Source organism: Thalassotalea psychrophila (assembly GCF_031583595.1).
Lineage (GTDB): Bacteria > Pseudomonadota > Gammaproteobacteria > Enterobacterales > Alteromonadaceae > Thalassotalea_A > Thalassotalea_A psychrophila.
Map to the genome: position 1 here is coordinate 4,154,456 of NZ_CP134145.1, position 21,699 is coordinate 4,176,154.

General features: G+C 38.1%; 15 protein-coding genes. 4 read left to right on the forward strand and 11 right to left on the reverse strand.

Features of this window, described 5'->3' with window-relative positions:
- Nucleotides 1-97: 97 nt before the first annotated feature.
- Complete coding sequence (locus RGQ13_RS17340; RefSeq protein WP_348390987.1) at nt 98-1,450, reverse strand: YjiH family protein; 1,353 nt, start codon at nt 1,448-1,450, stop codon at nt 98-100.
- A 182-nt stretch (nt 1,451-1,632) separates the two neighbouring features.
- On the opposite strand from RGQ13_RS17340, the gene trmA reads away from it, so the two are divergent.
- On the forward strand, nt 1,633-2,727 hold the full coding sequence (trmA, locus tag RGQ13_RS17345) for a tRNA (uridine(54)-C5)-methyltransferase TrmA (RefSeq protein WP_348390988.1): 1,095 nt from the start codon (nt 1,633-1,635) through the stop codon (nt 2,725-2,727).
- A gap of 21 nt (nt 2,728-2,748) precedes the next feature.
- Here the strand turns inward: trmA and fabR are convergent, their stop codons facing one another.
- The gene (fabR, locus tag RGQ13_RS17350; protein WP_348390989.1) at nt 2,749-3,372 is read right to left on the reverse strand and encodes an HTH-type transcriptional repressor FabR; all 624 of its coding nucleotides are present in this window, start codon (nt 3,370-3,372) and stop codon (nt 2,749-2,751) included.
- Nucleotides 3,373-3,513: 141 nt separating this feature from the next.
- Between fabR and RGQ13_RS17355 the strand changes: the two genes are divergently transcribed.
- Together RGQ13_RS17355 and RGQ13_RS17360 are read left to right on the forward strand one after the other, a co-directional pair.
- A complete protein-coding gene (locus tag RGQ13_RS17355; protein ID WP_348390990.1) occupies nt 3,514-4,632 on the forward strand; it encodes a fatty acid desaturase in 1,119 nt (372 codons plus the stop codon).
- Complete coding sequence (locus RGQ13_RS17360) at nt 4,625-5,155, forward strand: phosphoglycerate mutase family protein (RefSeq protein WP_348390991.1); 531 nt, start codon at nt 4,625-4,627, stop codon at nt 5,153-5,155. The genes RGQ13_RS17355 and RGQ13_RS17360 overlap by 8 nt, the downstream gene beginning before the upstream one ends.
- Before the next feature lie 233 nt (nt 5,156-5,388).
- Here RGQ13_RS17360 and RGQ13_RS17365 read toward each other — a convergent pair whose 3' ends face one another.
- The 3 genes from RGQ13_RS17365 to tuf form a co-directional block, all read right to left on the reverse strand.
- Complete coding sequence (locus tag RGQ13_RS17365) at nt 5,389-5,811, reverse strand: hypothetical protein (protein WP_348390992.1); 423 nt, start codon at nt 5,809-5,811, stop codon at nt 5,389-5,391.
- A 149-nt stretch (nt 5,812-5,960) separates the two neighbouring features.
- Nucleotides 5,961-6,776, reverse strand: a complete 816-nt coding sequence (locus RGQ13_RS17370) for a mechanosensitive ion channel family protein (RefSeq protein ID WP_348390993.1) — start codon at nt 6,774-6,776, stop codon at nt 5,961-5,963.
- 641 nt (nt 6,777-7,417) lie between these two features.
- Nucleotides 7,418-8,602 carry an elongation factor Tu gene (gene tuf, locus RGQ13_RS17375; RefSeq protein ID WP_348390994.1) on the reverse strand — a complete coding sequence of 395 codons (1,185 nt, stop codon included), beginning with the start codon at nt 8,600-8,602 and terminating at the stop codon, nt 7,418-7,420.
- A 375-nt stretch (nt 8,603-8,977) separates the two neighbouring features.
- Here tuf and fusA point away from each other — a divergent pair, with 375 nt between their 5' ends.
- The gene (gene fusA / locus RGQ13_RS17380) at nt 8,978-11,074 is read left to right on the forward strand and encodes an elongation factor G (protein ID WP_348390995.1); all 2,097 of its coding nucleotides are present in this window, start codon (nt 8,978-8,980) and stop codon (nt 11,072-11,074) included.
- A 258-nt stretch (nt 11,075-11,332) separates the two neighbouring features.
- On the opposite strand, the gene RGQ13_RS17385 is transcribed toward fusA, so the two are convergent.
- From RGQ13_RS17385 to RGQ13_RS17410, 6 genes are read right to left on the reverse strand one after another with little or no spacing between them, the layout of a single operon-like run.
- A complete protein-coding gene (locus tag RGQ13_RS17385) occupies nt 11,333-13,576 on the reverse strand; it encodes an OmcA/MtrC family decaheme c-type cytochrome (protein ID WP_348390996.1) in 2,244 nt (747 codons plus the stop codon).
- A 14-nt stretch (nt 13,577-13,590) separates the two neighbouring features.
- The gene (locus RGQ13_RS17390) at nt 13,591-15,942 is read right to left on the reverse strand and encodes an OmcA/MtrC family decaheme c-type cytochrome (protein ID WP_348390997.1); all 2,352 of its coding nucleotides are present in this window, start codon (nt 15,940-15,942) and stop codon (nt 13,591-13,593) included.
- A gap of 17 nt (nt 15,943-15,959) precedes the next feature.
- Nucleotides 15,960-18,458 carry an MtrB/PioB family decaheme-associated outer membrane protein gene (locus RGQ13_RS17395; RefSeq protein ID WP_348390998.1) on the reverse strand — a complete coding sequence of 833 codons (2,499 nt, stop codon included), beginning with the start codon at nt 18,456-18,458 and terminating at the stop codon, nt 15,960-15,962.
- A 6-nt stretch (nt 18,459-18,464) separates the two neighbouring features.
- Nucleotides 18,465-19,403, reverse strand: coding sequence for a DmsE family decaheme c-type cytochrome (locus RGQ13_RS17400; RefSeq protein WP_348390999.1), 939 nt, complete (start codon nt 19,401-19,403; stop codon nt 18,465-18,467).
- 24 nt (nt 19,404-19,427) lie between these two features.
- Entirely contained in the window at nt 19,428-20,996 is a 1,569-nt protein-coding gene (locus tag RGQ13_RS17405; RefSeq protein ID WP_348391000.1) for a cytochrome c3 family protein, read from the reverse strand.
- A gap of 23 nt (nt 20,997-21,019) precedes the next feature.
- Nucleotides 21,020-21,691 (reverse strand): NapC/NirT family cytochrome c, encoded by a 672-nt coding sequence (locus RGQ13_RS17410; RefSeq protein ID WP_348391001.1) that lies wholly within the window; start codon nt 21,689-21,691, stop codon nt 21,020-21,022.
- Nucleotides 21,692-21,699 lie beyond the last annotated feature (8 nt).

Here is a 21,699-nt window from a genome sequence, read left to right on the forward strand (position 1 = left end):
AAACCTGAGGTCTTACCAGTATTAATAATATCCTATTAACACAAATTATTAATCCAATGTAAACACTTGTTTGAAAATAACTGAATCAAGCTACTCGCTAAGGATAAACAAAATGTGCAACAGCAACGATTACCGGAAGAGTCACTATGGTTCTTAAAATAAAAATAACAAATAAATCCAAGATGTTAACTGGGATTTTAGTACCCAATAACATAGCGCCTACTTCTGAAAGGTAAATTAATTGCGTTATAGATAAAGCGGCAACAACAAAACGAGTAAACTCCGACTCTACTCCAGCAATTAAAATAGCGGGTAAGAACATATCAGCGAAACCAATGACTACAGACTTTGCTGCTATGGCAGCTTCAGGAACTTGCAATAATTCCAAATATGGAACGAACGGCATACCTAAATAATCAAATACCGGCGTGTACTCTGCGCAAACTAAAGCAATGGTACCTATTCCCATTACGACTGGGATCACCACAAATAACATTTCTAACGCATTTTGAATGCCATGAACTAATACATTGGATAAACTTTTTATCTCTGCCGAACGTTGTAAAGCTAGCTTAAAACCATGACTAAATATGTTTTCATCATCAGGAATTTTATGAGCATCAGGATCAGGTTGTGTACCATCAATGTATAACTGTTTTTTCAAACTTAGTGGTGGCAAGCGCGGCACAATAAGCGCGGCAACAAATCCGGCAAGGCAAACAGCAGCATAAAATGGCACAAACATATGCACTAAGCCAACCTCGGCGATAACAATTAAACTGAATGTGATCGACACGGCAGAAAAGGTTGTACCAACAACAGCAGCTTCTCGTTGCGTATATATTTTTTGTTCATATTGTTTACTGGTAAGTAACACCCCTACCGTGCCATCGCCTAACCAAGAGGTCGTACAATCAATTGCTGAACGGCCAGGTAAATTAAATAAAGGTCGCATTACTTTGCTAAATAGTGTGCCAATAAACTCTAGTAAACCAAAATTTAACAGTAATGGTAATAATAAGCCGGCAAAAATAAATACTGAGAATAAAATCGGCATTAAATCATGTAATAACAAGCCGCCTGTATTTTTGCTCCAAATCATTTCAGAGCCTAATTGTAAATAAACAAGCGCGGCAAAGGCAGCCCCTAAGCAGCGAATAATTAGCCATACGGGGGTTACGTAAAATAAACTGCCAAAAAATGATGATGGGTGGATACTTGCAGGACGAAAAACACTACAAACGATGCTGAGCAATGTACTGATAAATATGATCCCACAAACCATTTCTATAATAAAACTTGCTGCAAATTTCTGTAAAATCTTTGCAACGACGGCTACAGGTATACTTGTTTCTCCTAAATACTCTATCGGAAACATAAAAAACATCACACCAATAAAGGAAGGTATTGAGAACATTGCAATGTTACGAACAGAGATTAAATCTTTCATTTTTTTTATTTTATTAACCATTAAATTAACAAAAACTATGGCACATATTGACAAATATGCACGATTCTTAATGATTTTTAGCTGACAAGCTTAAAATTAACTATGATTTACTAGACAAAAGAATAACTATCGCTAAACTCTGCGCTCTAATATTTAAATACGATTGAAAGGCACTTTTTAACATGTTCAGTCACATACACCCAGACAACTATCAAGATCAACTTGATCAGAAAAAAACAGCGATGTCGGCTATGTTTGCTCCGTTTTCGGTACCAGAGGCAGAAATATTTACTTCTGAGCCTTTAAATTACCGATTACGCGCCGAATTTAGGGTGTGGCATGAAGGTGAAGATCTTTATTACATCATGTTTAATAAAGAAACTCGCGAAAAATACCGTGTTGATAATTTTCCTGTTGCTAGTCAAATTATCAATGATGCAATGAAGGCCCTTTTAGACAACATTAGAAATAATGAGGTATTACGTCGTAAGTTATTCCAAGTTGATTTTCTCTCAACGCTAAGTGGAGAACTATTAATTAGCCTGCTGTATCACAAACAGTTAGATGAAGAATGGCACGAGCAAGCACAAATATTAAAAACAACCCTTTCAACAACAGCACCAATTAACCTTATTGGCCGAGCTCGCAAGTTAAAAATAGTATTAGGTAAAGAGTATGTTACCGAAGTACTAACGGTAAAGGGTAAAAAATTACAGTACCAACAAGTAGAGAACAGTTTCACCCAACCTAACGGTGGTGTGAACGAAAAAATGCTTACCTGGGCTAGCGATGCAACTGAAAACTCAAAGGGTGATTTGGTTGAACTTTATTGTGGTAACGGTAATTTTAGTATCGCCTTAGCGCCAAATTTTGAAAAGGTCTTGGCCACAGAGATCTCAAAAAGCTCAGTGTATTCAGCCCAACTTAATATTACTGCTAATAATATCGAAAACTTAGACATTATTAGAATGTCGAGTGAAGAATTTAGTCAGGCGATGAATGGTGAACGAGAATTTCGCCGGTTACAAGGTTTTGACTTAAGTAAATATAGTTACGATACCGTATTGGTTGATCCACCTAGGGCTGGAATGGATGATGCTTCTTGCGAACTGGTATCACGGTTTGAAAAAATTATTTATATTTCATGTAACCCGCAAACACTACATGACAATTTAGAAATTCTTTGTAAAACTCATAAAGTTGATCAATTTGCTTTGTTCGACCAATTCCCTTACACCGACCATATTGAGTGTGGTGTGATCTTGAGCCGCAAGTAAATTAAGAGTACTAGCCAAGCCCTAGCTTTTGGGGCTTGTCGCTCTTGAGCTTAAATCTATTGCACCGCGAGCAATAATTCTTAATTGTTTGATCATTCGTTCAGCCAAATCAGCTTTTTCTTCATCGCTGGCATCTAACGCTTCAGCTCCAGTGCTGAATACAATAGTAACTGCAGCATTAGCTTGCAGATAACTAGTTTCGGCATCTAATTTATTCGCCTTTTGCAAATAATCACAGAGTTCCATAGTGAAGTATCTTATCTCTCGACTTACAGCAGCCCGAAACTCTGGAGATGTACCAGAGCGTTCACGCAGTAATAATCTAAACTCATTGCCATTTGATTCAATAAATTCCATAAAGGTTTTTACTGAAATTTGTATCACCGAACCGCCCTTTTCAATTCGCTGTCTGGCTTGACGCATTAATTGTCTTAAGGTTAAACCTGACTCATCAACTAAGGTTAAACCCAATTCATCCATATCATTGAAATGGCGATAAAAAGATGTTGCTGCAAGACCTGCCTCTTTAGCGACCTCCCGTAAGCTTAAATTTGAGAAACTGCGATCAGCGCTTAATTGATTTAACGCGGCATCGATTAATAACCGACGAGTTTTCTCTTTTTGTTGCGCTCTAATTCCAGACATAGTTTGCTGATTTCTAATGAGATTAAAATTTATTATGGTAAATGATACCACAACTTTTAAAACTGGTACTTGACTCATTCAAAACAAAAGTTAAAATGGTGTACACTTGTACGCTCAAATTATTATATAGAAGAGATTTTAATGACCAAGCCTCGTTTGCTATGGATAAACATCCTAGTTTTCTTAGCCACTTTCCTTATTGCCGCCGTCGCCGTTCCTTATAGAGCTATTACCCACGGATTTGATAGTTTCGAAATAATAGCAGCAATAACTTGTTTTTGTTTTTGTGGTCTTTCTATAACTGCCGGCTATCATCGTTTATGGTCACATCGTACATATAAAGCCCATGCATCGGTAAGGTTTATCTATGCAATTGGCGGCGCATTTGCACTACAAAATAGTATTTTGCATTGGAGCTCTGATCACCGAGTGCATCATAAGCACGTAGACAATAATGACATTGACCCATATTCGGCAAAGAAAGGCTTCTGGTTTTCACATATTGGCTGGATGTTAAGAGACTACCATCGCGAAACGTATAATAATTACGATAATGTTAGGGACTTACAAAAAGAGAAAATTGTAATGTGGCAGCACAAGAACTATTTATTGCTCACCATCATTACTAATTTTGGCATACCTATTGGTCTGGGTTTTTTACATGGTGATATTTGGTCGAGTGTGTTACTTATTGGTGTTATGCGATTAGTACTTAGCCATCACACTACATTCTTTATTAACTCTCTTGCCCATATATGGGGAAAACAAACCTATACCAAAAAAAATACTGCTCGCGATAACGGCATATTAGCATTTTTCACATTTGGCGAGGGTTACCATAATTTTCATCACATCTTCGAAAATGATTACCGCAATGGCATACGCTGGTTTCATTTTGATCCGACGAAATGGATTATCAAGGGGTGTAATTATTTGAATTTAGCGCATAGCTTAAGAAAAACACCTGAAGATAAAATCGCTAAAGCAAAAGCTCATATGCAATTAGTTAACAGTCAAAATAAATTGCAGCATTCTATTCATGCTGAAGAGTTAATTACTAAATTACAACATGAATACGACTTGCTGATAGAGCAAATGACCTTGTATTACGAAACAAAGAAAAAGCTTATTGCCCAAAAAAGTAATAAACTTTCGGAAGATGTTGAACGTTCTAGCTTAGTTCAGCACTACAAAGAGCTGAAACAGAACCTAAACCAGTGTTATAAAAACTGGGATTTATTGAGAGCACAATATGCTTAAAAACATGCTTAGATTTACGTTAATTTTATTTTCTATAAGTTTGAATTCTGTTTTTGCATATTCTGCAGAAACAAAACAAATAGGTGAAGGCTTTACTATTTATTTAGTTAGGCATGCAGAGAAACAACTAAACGTAAAAGATCCTGAGTTAACATCATGCGGACATAATAGAGCTGAATCTATTGCAAAACAATTAGAGCTTATTAATTTAGATAAGCTCTATAGCACTAACTTCAAGCGAACTATGCAAACGGCTAAGCCAATTGCAACATTGAAAAGTTTGGAGGTTGAGTCATATAATCCGAAAGATCTACAACAAGTCGCAACTCAATTAATACATAAGCAAGAAAATGCAGTAGTGGTTGGTCATAGTAACACTACTGCTGTTTTAGCTGGTTTATTAGCAAACCAGCCATTAGGTAGTTTTGATGAGTCTGTTTACGACAGAATTTATCAAGTCGTGCTATTTAAAGGTTCTGTGCAATTAAATGTTTTGCAGCAAAGCTTTGTTTGTAGCGAATAGCATTTAGTATACTAATACCAAGTCCATTAATTATCTGCTCATTTTTACTGGTTAAAATGAATAACTACTGCGTTATAAAATCTTCAAGTACAAAAGCATGGATGCTGTAGGTAGAGCGACGCAGGATGCCAAAGCCGAGAATAACTACTTATAAAATTTTATGCCTTGTATTTATCCCTTTTACCTCACTAAAAAGTAGATCACATAATTAATGGAATTGGTATATGTTGGTGTTAAATATCTTCAGGGTTTGTCGTAGATTTTTTACCCGCTTTAATAACTTCAACTTGTTCGACTCTAAATGGCTGTCCCCATTGTTGAATGGTCATTATATCGTTATCGACTTTACCAAAAATTTTTATTATGGCGCCGTTTTGCTGATACTTTTTATCTAAATTGAGTGGTAAAAAACGCTCACCATTGTCACCAATAAAGCCAAAAAATCCACCTTCAAGGTTGTAAAACTTTAATGTGCCTACATACCATTGCCCTTGCATTGGTGCTTTGCTTAATTCACTAGGCGGTGGAGGAGTATGATGTTTCATTGGTAATGCTTCTTTTTTTGTTGTCGGTTTTTCTTGAGGCTGATCATTTGCACAAGCAACAAGACTTAAACTTACTAACATCGCTGTGCATAGATAATTTCTTTTTCGCATAATGATTCCTTAAGCTGCAATTATGTAATTCGATTCTTTAAGAACAACAAAGTTCAAATAGTACTGATAGCATTAATGAAGATTTTCTCACCGAGCTTCCCTAAAAAAGTTTAAAGTGAGTGTTTAGAATGATAGCCAACCTAAAGTCTCTAATCAATTTTATGCATATGCACATCCATTTGCGGATAAGGTATATTAATACCTTCTTTATTAAAGGTTTTATAGGTATTTTCATTCATATCAAAAAATACATCCCAATAATCTTCAGCATTTACCCAAGCACGAACAGCAAAATTAACTGAACTATCAGCTAAAGCAGAAACGGCTATAAAAACTTCAGGGTCTTTTAAAATACGTACATCGTTATCGCACATACTTTTAATTATCGCTTTAGCTTTATCCACATCATCACCATACCCCATGCCAATTGTCCAATCGACACGACGTTGACTTTCAGTTGAATAATTAATCATCGAGCCTGTAGCTAAACCACCATTGGGGATAATAATTGTCTTATTATCCGGTGTTTTTAATATAGTATTAAAAATTTGAATTTCAGAGACCTTACCTACGTAGCCCTGACCATCAATTACGTCGCCAATTTTGAAAGGTTTGAAAACTAAGATCATCACGCCACCAGCAAAATTTTGCAATGTCCCCGATAATGCCATACCTACAGCCAAACCTGCGGCACCTAATATTGCGATAAAAGAAGTCATTTCAATGCCAATCATGCCTAGCACTGTTATAGCTAGCAACACTTTTAAAAGTGTTGAGCATAAGCCTTTAACAAAAGGTTTTAGAGATTGATCAACGTTGCCTTTCTCTAATACTTTGCCTAAGCCCAAAATAAGAGCTTTTATGATCCATGCACCAATGATCCAAACGAAAATAGCGGCAACTATTTTGGGGCCGAACTCCATGACAAGAGCAGTGAGTTGTTCTATTAGTTTTTGATGGTCCATTTTGAATCCTAAAAAATTTTATAATAAAGGTAAGTATAGGATTAATAAATTGAAAAAATAAAATGAGTATATAAATATGCTTAAAACTAAGAACCTGAACTAAATTTAGGAAAATGGGGATATTCTAACAAGTGTCGGTTACATGGATTTTTTGTAAGCTCGCTGTCAAATATGGAGGTTCCACCCAAAAGCACGGTGGAATGACGGCGTAAGTTAATTAGTAACGCGATACTCAACTATATTTAGAAAAAGTATGACGTCATGTTTTTGTAAGCTCGCTGTCAAATATGGGGGTTCCACCCAAAAGCACGGTGGAATGACGGCGTAAGTTAATTAGTAACGCGGTTACTCAACTATATTTAGAAAAAGTATGACGTCATGTTTTTGTAAGCTCGCTGTCAAGCATGGGGGTTCCACCCAAAAGCACGGTGGAATGACGGCGTAAGTTAATTAGTAACGCGAATACTCAAATATACTGAGAAAGAGTATGACGTCATTCTGGAGGAGCTCAAGCGACATCCAGGACCTCCTAAATTCACAGTGTGCCAAGAAACAATAACTTTTCGTTTCTCGTTTCTATATTTGACCCAATAAAAAAGGCCGCGTTAGCGACCTTTTTTAGTGTGTTTTAAAATTATCGACTAGTCGATGATTTTAGAAACAACACCAGCACCAACTGTACGGCCACCTTCACGGATAGCGAAGCGTAAACCTTCTTCCATCGCGATTGGGTTGATTAGCTCAACAACAAACTTAAGGTTGTCGCCAGGCATTACCATTTCAACACCAGCAGGAAGCTCTACAGCACCTGTGATATCTGTTGTACGGAAGTAAAACTGTGGACGGTATCCTTTGAAGAATGGAGTATGACGACCACCTTCATCTTTACTTAACACGTATACTTCTGATTCGAATTTAGTGTGTGGGTTAACTGAACCAGGCTTACATAATACTTGGCCACGTTGTACGTCTTCACGCTTAGTACCACGTAATAATACACCACAGTTCTCGCCAGCACGACCTTCGTCAAGAAGCTTACGGAACATTTCAACACCAGTACAAGTAGTAAGAGTAGTGTCTTTGATACCTACGATAGCAACTTCGTCACCAACTTTTACGATACCACGTTCAACACGACCTGTTACAACTGTACCACGGCCTTGGATTGAGAAAACATCTTCGATTGGAAGAATGAAATCACCATCGATAGCACGCTCTGGCTCTGGAATGTAAGAATCAAGTGCGTCAGCTAGTTCAACAACTTTCTCTTCCCATTTAGCTTCACCTTGAAGTGCGCCTAATGCAGAACCTTGGATTACTGGTAAGTCATCACCTGGGAAATCGTATTCTGAAAGAAGTTCACGAACTTCCATTTCTACTAATTCTAATAACTCTTCGTCATCTACCATGTCACATTTGTTCATGAAAACAATAATGAATGGAACACCAACTTGGCGAGATAATAAGATGTGCTCACGTGTTTGTGGCATAGGACCATCTGTAGCAGCAACTACTAAGATAGCGCCATCCATTTGGGCAGCACCTGTGATCATGTTTTTAACATAATCGGCGTGACCAGGACAATCTACGTGTGCATAGTGACGTGATTCTGTATCGTACTCAATGTGAGAAGTATTGATTGTAATACCACGCTCACGTTCTTCTGGAGCGTTATCGATTTGTGCGAAATCTTTAACTTCACCACCGTGTACTTTAGTAAGTACAGCTGAGATTGCAGCAGTTAATGTTGTTTTACCGTGATCGACGTGACCGATTGTACCAACGTTAACGTGCGGTTTATTACGTTCAAATTTTTCTTTAGCCATTGTTCTAATACCTTAAAGTTATATACAACTGGGCGGCAACCCAATCTTTTTTGTTTACTACTATATATATGTATTCGATTCTCAATAAATTCTAGTTGAACAATCAAAAATTGACCAACAATTATACAGAGAGTCTTTTTCAGTGGCACAATTTAGCAAACTCTCTCTATATTGTCTAAACTTTATGCTTTTATAGAGCAAAAATAACTAAAATAATTGCAAAAACACTGATTTTAGGCGCCTAAAGGTATTAATTTACAAAAATATACAACTAAGTTGATTAATTTTTATCAAATTATGATGTTAGTTTTGCTTAGTTGATGTATAATCCGCGCAAAATTTTTTAACATAATTTCAATTAAACAGAGTAATACAATGGCAGATTTATCAAAATACAGAAACATTGGTATTTTCGCTCACGTTGATGCTGGTAAAACCACAACAACTGAACGTATATTAAAACTAACAGGTATGATCCATAAAATTGGTGAAGTACATGATGGTGAGTCAACAACTGACTTTATGGAACAAGAAGCTGAGCGCGGTATTACTATCCAATCTGCTGCTGTTACATGTGAGTGGAAAAAACATCGCTTTAACGTAATCGACACCCCTGGTCACGTTGACTTTACAGTAGAAGTTTACCGTTCATTAAAAGTACTAGATGGCGGCATCGGTGTTTTCTGTGGTTCAGGTGGTGTTGAACCACAATCAGAAACAAACTGGCGTTACGCAAACGACTCTAAAGTAGCTCGTTTGATCTTCGTAAACAAATTAGACCGTTTAGGTGCTGATTTTTACCGTGTAACTGATCAAGTTAAAAACGTATTAGGTGCTAACCCACTTATTATGACTTTGCCAATTGGTGAAGAAGACGATTTCGTTGGTGTTGTAGACGTATTAACTCAAAAAGCATACTACTGGGATGATTCAGGTCAGCCAGAAAACTACGAAGTAAAAGACATCCCTGCCAATATGGTTGACGATGCTGCTGTATACCGTGAGCAACTAATTGAAACAGCTTTAGAAGCTGATGAAGATATGTTGATGGATTACTTAGAAGGTGAAATGACACCTACTGAAGAGCAAATCAAAGCATGTATTCGTAAAGGTACTCGCGAAATTATGTTCTTCCCGACATACTGTGGTTCTGCTTTCAAGAACAAAGGTATGCAATTATTGCTTGATGCCGTTGTTGATTATTTGCCGTCTCCTACAGATGTTAATCCACAACCACTTACTGATGAAGAAGGTGAGGCTACTGGTGAATACGCAATCGTTTCTCCAGATGAAACATTCAAAGCGTTAGCATTCAAAATCACTGATGACCGTTTTGGTACATTAACTTTCGTACGTGTTTATTCTGGTGTTCTTAAGAAAGGCGATACAATTCTTAATGCTGCAACAGGAAAAACTGAGCGTGTTGGCCGTATGTGTGAAATGCAAGCAGATGACCGTAACGAACTTACTTCAGCACAAGCTGGTGATATCATCGCGATTGTTGGTATGAAAAGTAACGTTCAGACAGGTCACACATTATGTGATCCTAAAGACCCAATCATCCTAGAAGCTATGGTATTCCCTAAGCCTGTAATTTCAATCTCAGTAGCACCAAAAGATAAAGGTTCAACTGAGAAAATGGGTATTGCTATCGGTAAAATGGTAGCTGAAGATCCTACGTTTAAAGTTGAAACTGACGAAGATTCAGGTGAAACAATCTTATCTGGTATGGGTGAACTTCACTTAGATATCAAAGTAGATATCCTTAAGCGTACCTACGGTGTTGAATTAGCTGTTGGTAAACCTCAAGTTGCTTACCGTGAAACTATCACTCAAGAAATTGAAGATTCTTACACGCATAAGAAGCAATCTGGTGGTTCTGGTCAGTTTGGTAAGATTGATTACCGCATCAAGCCAGGCGAGCCTAACTCAGGTTTCACATTTACATCTACTGTTGTTGGCGGTAACGTTCCTAAGGAATTCTTCCCAGCTGTTGAGAAAGGTTTCAAGTCAATGATGGATACTGGTGTTCTAGCTGGTTTCCCTGTATTAGACGTTGAAGTTGAATTATTCGATGGTGGCTTCCATGCTGTCGATTCATCTGCTGTTGCATTTGAAATCGCTGCTAAAGGCGCTTTCCGTCAATCAATACCTAAAGCTGGCGCACAGTTAATCGAACCTATCATGAAAGTTGATGTGTTTACGCCTGATGACCACGTTGGTGATGTTATTGGTGATTTAAACCGTCGTCGTGGCATGATCTCTGGTCAAGACGCTGGCGTTTCTGGTGTTCGTATTAAAGCTGAAGTTCCTCTTTCTGAAATGTTCGGTTACATCGGTTCTCTACGTACAATGACATCAGGTCGTGGTCAATTCTCTATGGAATTTAGCCATTACAATGCATGTCCAAATAACGTAGCTGAAACAGTAATCGCTGAAGTTAAAGAGCGTGAAGCTGCTAAGAAAAAATAATTAGTTATATAATTATTTAATTCTTATAAAAGGTCGCATTAGCGGCCTTTTTTGTACATGGAAGTATTTATCCTCCTGTGCCATGGATGGCGATAAAGGAGGGTTTGTTGCCTGAAATTTGACAGAGAATAAATAGAGAAATATTGCGTAACATATGCCGAATTAGAAAGTATACACCGTTTTCCCGTCATGTTTTTGGACGGGATCTCCTCCGGCGTATTGTGCATAGATATTTACTATCTTGATAAAGGGTATTAGTTATTGGCTAATAGGATGCATTTCTGAAATATCCTGTGGCGCACCTGGACCATGACAAAATTGGCATTGCTCTAACACGATTCCTTCATCAATATCACTTTGTGTGGTTGAGAAACTGCCACCATTTGATTCAATATGCCCTTTTACTAAATCACTATCATGGCATGAACTACATACTGCGGCAGTTGGTGAAGTAACTGTATCATCATTTGGATTTGCTATATCGGCGCCAGTATTAGACGTTGTACCTAAAACACCTTCAGTAAGTGGTAAGGTGTAAGTACCTTCGCTATGACACAAGGTACAATCACCAACCTCGGCAGGGAAGACACCATCATAAACGTGAGTAGTAAAACCTTGGTAGCCAACAATTTGTAATGGTTTTTCGCGTTTATTCGAACCATGAATACCATGGATCATAGTTTTAAAATCTATCGATTCTTCAGCTTTGCCATCAGTAGGAGGATTCGCGGCGACTGATCTTACCCGTTTATCGGTATTTCGTGGGTTATGACACATAACACAAGCTTCTAAATTATCGTTACGGTTACCACCATGCATAGAAAGTTCACTATGACAGCCAAAACAATTTGTTATATCTACAACCTTTCTACGAGGAATTGGTGTTGAATCATCTATCGCAAAATAGCTCACCACGTTAGTTAGTGGTACTTGCTGAAAATCAGGATTGTTAGCGTCGCCAAAATTAACAGCTGGATGACCTTCAATATTTACTCCACCGCTTCCTGTAGTGGCAATAGAAGGTGCTAAGCTACCATCTGGCATCGCAATACTAGACAGTACGCTAAAACTACCATCTCCTACAGCTACGGCCTCTGTTAACGCATTTACTTGTACAGCACTGGCATTATCACCTTGATTACCGGTATTAGTATAATCGGTTGTCGACCAGGCGATATCAATCGTTAATGAGCTATTAGCATTGGTAAACTCTTCGTCATTTAAAATATCATATAAAGCATCATTATCTTCTGGGTTGCTTATGTTGAACTGTATTAGAGGAAACTCACCCGGAGCGGTTTGAGTAATACTTAAGATAGTTGCAACAAATTGAGATTTAGCTTCCGTAACCAAATTTTTGTGTTTATCTTCAATAGAGCCCGCAATAGCAGAATTTTGATGACAACTTCTACAATTAGTATTATCGACTTGTCCACCCATGTGCTCATCAAACTTGAGTTCATCATGACATGAGCCACAAGCTTGCATAGTAACTACTTCTCGCCAGTTATCTCCACTAGATGTTACAGTCACTCCGGCTATTGCCGTAGCGCCGCCAGCATGGCATTGACCACACTCAAGAATATCGTTTGGAAAACTAACCCCACTATAATCATGCAATGAATCTTGATAGCCATAAATTTGGTAACTACCGCCTGCTTGTACTGAAGGTAGGTCTTTACCACGATGAATTTTATGGATCATGTTTTTAAAGTTCACCGTATTACCGCTATTAGCATCTGTGCTGCCTGGGTTATGGCAAGTTACGCAATAATCAACTTCTACACGTCCGCCACCATGCATGGCCAATTGCCCGTGACAAGCATTACAGTTTTCTGTTGCAACAATGTGTTGGCTGAAAATACCATCGTATTGAGTTTTTCCTGAGCTAGGCTCCCAATCAAAGGTGACATTTACTGGTTCGTCTAAATTGGCTATTTGTAATCCGACTCTATGGGTAAAACTTTCTTGGTAACTTAAATTTAATCCTTGAATTTCAGCTTGCTGGAGAATGGTTTGGTTACTTGTTTCGAGCGGCTGACTAAATGTGTATTGATAGACGCCATTATTAAAGTTAACAAAACTACCAACACTGGCCTTTTCTGTGGTTGCCTGTAATTTTGGCTCGGTGCCTGTGCCTACTCCAGGTTGTTCTATTTTATTAATATAAGATTGCCAGTTGCCAGTTAGGTTTCCTTCAGCGCCAATCGTCAGTTTGGCTACTGTAAATTGCACATCGTCGGCGATAACCGTGGTAATTGGTGTACTGTCAGCGTTAAAAAGTTGAAATTGTACTGTTAACTTGCCTGAATCAACTGCTGCAGAGGTGATAAAGTTACCAGGGGTAATTTCTTCTAACTCAGCTGTCTGAGTTAAGTCTTGGCTAGCGCTATCTATTTCAGAACTGTCACCACTGTCTCCGCCACAGGCGACAGCCATGCAGGCTGACAGCAATACAAAAACAAACTGTAGTGATAATTTTTTATATCTAGCCATTTGCATAGTTAACTACCATCCTACCGTTTATGGACCATTTCAACATCGGCCGCTTCACCCGGGCCATGACATAATGCACAACTCTCTGTAGTGCTTTGAACCAAATCATAACCTTCGTTGAATTTTGCACCACCGGTTGAAATCATATGCGTTTGCACTTCTGCTGAGTCATGACACGAACTACAGGTTGCAGCTGTAGGTGTTGTATATTGTTCTGTAATACCAGTAAATATTGGCGTATTAAAAGCTAATGGCAATTGTGTGGTACCTTCTATATGACAGCTATCACAATTAGCTATATCACCAGGAAAATGAATATCTTCAGAAAATTCTCCTCGATATGGTTCTTCTCTTATATCTGTAGCGTGCACGCCGTGAATTAGATACCTGAAATCTGCATATTCATCAAAACCAAGGCTGGCACCATGACATGATGCGCAAACTAAAGGTTCCCCACTAGGTACTGCATGGAAGTTAACATGACCTTTTTCAACCATTGAAAATCTATTATGACAACTATTACACTTATCGATAGACACCACACTTCTTCTTGGCGTTACCGCGGCTTCACTACTTGCAAAAAATTCTATAGGACTCTTGATCGGACTTACATCTTCAAATTCAGTTAAGGTCGTATTGGGACCATTTGCATGACCAAGCATTAATACCGCAATACTATCCTGTCCTTCAGGGATCGTTTCAGGTATTAGCCCCATATCTAAAACAAAGCTGTTATCTGAGCCTGCTTTTAAAATACTTTCAGCAATGGCATCAATTTCAATATTTAAAGCATCAAATCCCACCAACCCTTCATTATCAAAATCACTGGCAGCATCCCATGCAACTCCCACTCTAATTTTACCATCAAAAATTGCGGTATCTTTGATATCTATCGGTGTACCATTTTCAGTAACATTGAACGTAACCACCGGGCTTTCACCTGGACCTGTATTAATGACACTTTCTATATTCATTGCATAAGTTAATGCTTTTTCAGTATAACTATCACGGTGGATTTGATTAGCCTGTATGTCATTTGGATTTTCAGCACCATCATCAACATGGCATCCAGTACAGTTAGTTTCATCAGAGAAACCAGGATGGTTAGGCCCTGGTAAGGGATCCCCATCTAATGTTGAGTTATCGACAAACAATTTTTCATGGCATGAGCTACAAGCTTGCTTAGTGGGGTTAGAGACCCAACTATGACCATCTTCAGTTATTTTTGCGGATGGCTCTGGGATCATTTGGGTTTGGGTAAACAGAATATCTTCGTTACCAGCATGGCAGCTACCACAATTTTTTATATTTTGTGGAAAACCGGTAGTTGAATAATCGTGCTCGCTATTTTGATAGCCCCAAATAGTAAATGGTTTGCCTTCAACAACATTTGGTAAATTTCGACCAAAATGAATTTTATGAACAAGCTGTTTAAAGTCGACTGAATTGCCACTGTTACTGTCGTTGGTATCTGGGTTATGACAGGTAACACAATAATCTGTTCGGGTTCTTCCGCCACCATGGGTTGCCAATTGGCCATGGCATGAATTACAGGTTTCTTCAGTAACAATTTGGCGAGCATTATGTGTCTCATAAAAGGTGTCAGACAGAGATGTACCGCTAATACCATCAGTTGCGGAAGCGACCTCAGCAGGTACAAAGTCAACACAGATGTTTTCAACATCAGCATTAAAACTAAACTGGATACAGCTTCTGTGGACCTCTGTCAGAGTTGCTACGTCTGCAAACTGAAACGGAAATGTATAATTCCACGTGCCATCGCCATTATTTTCAAATTGACCATTACTATCTGAAGTTGCCTGAGTTAAAACTGATTTACCGGTAGCAAATTCACTTTGCACTTTTTTAGCTGTGTCATCAATTAGCTCTGGATCAGATTCTTCAGTAAAGGAAGTACAAGCATTATTGGTATCATCCATATCAGCCTGCGAACGACAAATAGGATCTTCAGATTTAATAAAATAGCTTGTCCAGCTTTGGCCTTGAGAATCACCTGGGTTTGGTACTAATTTGGCTAAGGTGAATCCTGCATTACTCGAACCCAAGTCAACAATTTGAGTAGTACCATTTACCATTAAATTAAATGTTAGTGTTAAGTTTTGCTCAATAACAACACCGGTAATCCCTGTAGAAATAGTATCATCTTCTGTAATATCACCTGATTCAATTAACCCGTTACTTGGCGGTGGTAATGGTGTTGGCGGTGGCGTAGTTGGTGGTGTGCCACTTGCTGGCGGTGGAGTTGATTCTACTCCCTGAGCTCTGTCGCCACCGGTGTCACCATCACAACCAGAAAGAGTTAAACTTCCTAGCAAAGAGAGCATGACTAAAAATGTAGTTTTCCTAAACATTGTTCACCTCAAAAGCCCTATTCAATTTGATACTTAAAAGAAAGTTGAAACACATGTAATTGGTCATTAGCCGGGCGTTGACCTGTACCTAAAACTTTCGCAATTGAATTTGGATTTACCTGATCATATGCCCAATTTTTGCCACTAAAACGGTAATACTGGTAGCTAAAAGAGAAGCTCATATTGGGTTTATAATGATATAAGGTATTAAATTCAAAATGATGTTCTTTATTGCTCGCATCAGGCAATCCTATATTGGTTAAATCGCCAGCTCCACCTGATGAAAAATTGTCGTTCTTGCTGGTTGAGTCACTTAATCTATAATCAAAGTCCATCTCAATAGTCTTAGGTAAATAATCCCAATGTGCCGATAAACCTAGAGAAATGGTGCTGTCTTCTGGTTTTATCTGCCAATTTCTTGCACTGTCACTGGCTTGTGGTAATGGTGCATATTGCTCGAAAGCACTTTTTTCATAACCACCAGTAAACTCCCTACCAGTTTGATCAAACTCATAACTGTCATAACTTAAATAACTCGAAAAGTTTATTGTGTTGGAGTAAATCCAAACGCCATTTAAGGAGCTTAAAAATGATTTGTCATTAATTAGGCCTAAAGTCGATTTATCGTATTCATTTTCTTTATAGCTAATATCAAAGTTAGCGTGAATATGATCTTCTATTGGATAGCTGAAATTAGCTTTGCCACTCATTTGTTCACGATTTGACAAATAGTGTTGGCTCAATAATGGATGATTAGTATATCGTTGGCTTTCTGGTGTTTGGTTAATCAGCTGAGCGTCAAACAATGAATAATAAGAACGATCCCAATGGTATAAAGATGCAGATCTATCTTTAAAGCCTATTTCAAACCTACTCGCCAGATTGTTTTCAGAATACGCTCTTAATTTTAGTTTTATGGTATTTTCAATCGTGCTGTTAACCGCATAGTTATAACGATCAATTTCTTCATAAGCATAAATTAAAGAAGCTTTACTACGACTTGGCAGCCTATAGTTAGTTGTTAATTCAAAATAGTTGGAATTTTTACTATGCGCAGCATTATAGTGCCTGAATTTTTCATCAATTGGAGCCCAAGTGTCTGCAAAAACAACTTGATACGCATCTCTTGGGCTTTGATTGTCGCGTTCGCTATATCGGTAAAGCCCCTTAAAGTTGAGAGTGTTTGAATAACGATACAGTGCAGATGTTTTGGCGGTGATAGTAACTACTTCACCGTCTAAACTTGTGCGCGGTAATTCTCCTACAACAAGCTGGCTATTTATCGTATACGGTAAATAGTTATCATCTTGGCTTGCTAACGAATAAGAAGTATCAGCAAAAAAACGTAATTTTGGAGAGTGAATATAATGACCTAATACCCGAAGTTGATGAAAGTCATTGTCTGGAGCAACGCCTATTTGACCAGTTCCATCTGGGTAAGCAACATTAGGGCCTATTAACGATGAATATGGATTTTGCCAAGTAAGCGATGACTTTTCATTTTCAAACTGAGAAAATAGATAATCAGCTTTTACTGAATAACTTGATTGGTTATAGGCTATTGAAAGTTCCATTTTATTTGTTGTTTGATCAATAGCTTGCGGTAAAATTGTCGAGTGACCATTTTGCACATTTGCATAAAGTGCCGCACCTGTCGTTTTTATGCCAGTTTTCTCTTCAGTACTGAAATCAGAGGTTAGAAACCAATTTTTGCCAAAGTACTGCGAGTATTCTAAGTTAAGCTGCTCACGTTCTAAGGTTTGTTCAAATGAGCTTGCCGTAACATTAAATGCTGACATGCCATCAGTGGTTTGCGCTGCTACCCAACTATTCGGTAAGGTAAATAAGCCTCTTGGTAAAACTAGTCCATCACGGTTAGTTGAGTAAGGTGTTAATCCAGTAAAATTGTTTACTTGCTGAATTTGATTAAAATTAAACTCAACCTTATAAGCTCGTACCTGCCCTATTTTAAAGCTTAATTCACGGTTATCTAACCCTAGATTTTGTGCATCTACCTGCCAATAATCAATAAATGAATTAGCGGTATTAAAATCTCTATAGTAGCCAGATAAATTTACATGCGTGCCCTCTTCACTTAAACCGTTATATCGACCAAAACTAAAAGTGTCATCAGTTACATGAAGTACATCCACTTGCACAAAGCCTGGTGAATTCACTTCTTGCACTACTATTTTAGGCTGATATTTTTCTTCAGCTAAAAAGGCAAAGGGATCTTCCTCTGCATCACTCGCTTTAGCTTCAACTTGTTTACTTTCTTTAGGTAGGGCTTTAGGTTGATATTTTTCTTCCGCTAGAAACGCGAATGGATCTTCATCCTTTTCATTTGCTTTAGCGTTATCTTGTTTATTTTCTTCGGGTAGAGCTTTAGGTTGATATTTTTCTTCAGCTAAAAACGCGAATGGGTTTTCTTCTTCACTTTCCTGCTGCGCATAACTATTAATGCTGACCAAGCTTAATGCGAGCAAGTAAGTAGAACACCATTCAGTTTTGTTCATATCATACTACCTTGTTAACCTTGAGCCGGAAGGATGATTTGAACCATGAATTTGAGAGTGACAGTTTAAGCAATTTTTTCCTAATAAAAATTCAGAGCCTTGGCCTGTATTTGCTAAACCACTTCCATCATGCTGTACGCTAGGGTGAAATGCTGCTGAATGGCATTGTTGACATAAAAATGGCCCGCGGGCTTTCAATAAACTGGCATTAACCGAACCATGTGGTTTATGACAAATAGTACATTCTTCGGCAACAGGTGCATGCTCAAATAAAAATGGTCCTCGTTTTTCAGCATGGCATGAAAAACAGGTATCATTTACCGTAGGTTCATTTAACGAATGTTCACTAATATTACCATGTGGGTTATGGCAATCTACACAAGTTGTTTTACCTTCTAAAATTGGATGGCTAGACGGCATATGGGCAGAAGCTTGTACTGATTTATGACAAGTAAAACAAGTTTCTGATTGTTCTAATCTAACTAGAACATCGTCTATTCTGTCGTGGATGTTATGACATGACAAGCATGATAATTCTTCATCATTGTGTACCCCACTTAACCACATCAATTGGTTTCCTTTTTCATGACAGTCTAAGCACACAGCAGATTGCTCGTTAAATTTACTTGGCCATTTAGGACCAAAACTTAAACTTGGAGAATTATCTCTTGGTACTTTGCCATGCTCTAAACTAGGCCCATGGCAAGCAACACAAGTTTGATTACTTTTACCAAATACCTTTCCATGCGGTGTTTGCCAAATAGCATGAATAGGCGTTTCCTGTGTTTCTTGATGACACCCCAAACAATTAACTTCGGTCTCCACTTCATCAACAGTTGTTTCTTCTGCCAACACACTATTTGTTGTAAATACCAAAAGCACGGTTAACAACATACTAGGTAAGTATGTATTCAAAGCTTTAGCAATTTTTATTTTTTTAATCACGCTTTAACTTTCCTTGCGAATTTATTACTGCAAAATAAAATCTGTATCAATACCATCAGATGACATGGTCAATGGTAAAGAAACTTTATGCTCTGCGCCTGATTTACCATCTAAATGGATGGCAATACCGAAGGTAATATCATTACCCTCAATAAGCGGTTTCACTTCATCAGCTATTGCTTTGTTAATGATCACAGTCCACATACCATTAGCAAATGTTGCGCTAGCAGTTAATTGTCCAGGGTCAGTTTCTTTACGCTCATCTAAAACCATGAACCTTTGTAAACTAGCAAACTTTCCTTCGCTTAAATTCACTCGCCACAATTCAACAAATTCACCATTAGCTGTCATTTCATCGAGTGTTTTTTTATCATGTTCAACACTAGCAAAACCTACACTGTGCAGTTGTTTTAGCGATGTTAATAAATATTTAGTTTTATCAAGTCCTCTATCTCGGCCCATACCTGGTAAATCGCCATGACATGATGCCCAGCAACCACCTTTTGCAAAGGCATCGACTTGGCCATTATCAAACATTAAAGCAAGGCTAGAATCATTTTTACTGCCTTGCCACGTGATTGTGAATTGCACTGCCGATGCCATTTTTTTAACCGCCACATCAGCTTCAACACTTGCAATAACACCTTCAGGAGCAAGTACTTTGCCTAATTCTTTTGCATCTCCTAAATGACATTGACGACAATTTCTGCCCTGACGTAATGCTTGCGCACCGGGATGCTCTTCCAATAACCAGTCGCCATCTGATTGGCCTGGATGAAATACATCGACAAGCATTGACGATAATCCGCCTTCACGTAACTTAGCAAAATTATCTGTATCTACATGGGCAACACCAAGATGACAATCAACACAGGTTCGGTCTTTATGCTGCATCACTAAATGGTAATTTTTGGCTTTAAGGCTTACCTCACTACTTAGCTGCATCTCTTTAAAATCATGACAATTTCGACAACCTAACGATCTATTTTCCAACATCATTAATTGTGGTTTAGGGTTTGCATGTGGGTTATGACAGTTTGAACATGGTGGGTTTTTATCAATTAAATCAGTAAAATGATGCATGCCATTTTTTTGCACTTTATGACAAACCGTACACACTTCGGCCTGAGTGTCTGCAACTCTTACCGGATCAACATCTACATGAACATCATGACAAGTAACACACGTTACCTCTTCATTAGCATGTTTACCCGCCCGCCATTCTTTGTGGGTAGTGGTTTTTTCATGACAGTTTAAACATGTATTATTTTGTTCATCGATAGAGCTTGTCCATCTAGGACCATAACTCGTTCTAGGCTTAATTTTAGTCGGAGTTGCAGCATGTGTTTGACTATCACCATGACAAGCAACACAGCCTTCATTATTCACTGGCGATTCTTTTATCATTTCATCCCAATGCTTGCTGTTGTGCATAGCTTTAATCTTAGGGATCACCTCTGGATCATGGCAACTGGTACATTCAATTTTTGCCGATATTTGTTGTGCATTAACGTTACTCGTTATAAATAAACTAAGTAATACCGATAACACAACAACTGCTGAAGGCAATTTAAACACAGTAATTTGTTGCATATTTCCTTTCTCCAAACCAAAAATCAATGTGTGTCTGCTTCAACAATGGCAGCAACGTCTTCAGACAAATGAGTTAGCCCTTGATGGCAATCAATACAGGTTTTACCCTCACTTTTCATAACCGCATGAAACTCCTGCGCTTTCGCAGTTTGCAATTCAAATACCATTTGCGATACTTCATGACAATTTCGACACTCTTGGGAATCATTCGCTTTTAACCGAGCAATTTCTTTATCTCGCATGTGTACTACTTTTGATAAATATTGCTCAGTTGTATCTAGCTCACCAGAAAAATATGACCATAATTCGCGCGATGCGATAATTTTACGCCACATTTTATTGCCAAATTCAACAGGTACATGACAACTAGAGCACACAGGTCGTACTCCGGTTTTATTCTTGAAGTGAGTAGATTTATGATACGTTTCAGCCGTTGCGCCTGGTTGTAAATGACATCCTGTACAGAACTCCTCGGTATTTGTTAGCCCCATACCTACTTCAAAGCCAATAACACTACCTACCCCAACAAAGATGCCAACTGTTATCAAAAAGAAGCTGGTATATACAGCCCCCTTATTGAAAAACCGCGAAACAATAAACGCAATTATCAGTAGAACAACCACAATGGCAAATATTACTATCACTAAACCAAAAGGTTCGAGTAATTCAAAAATCCATTCCATAAAATCTAGCATTGATTATT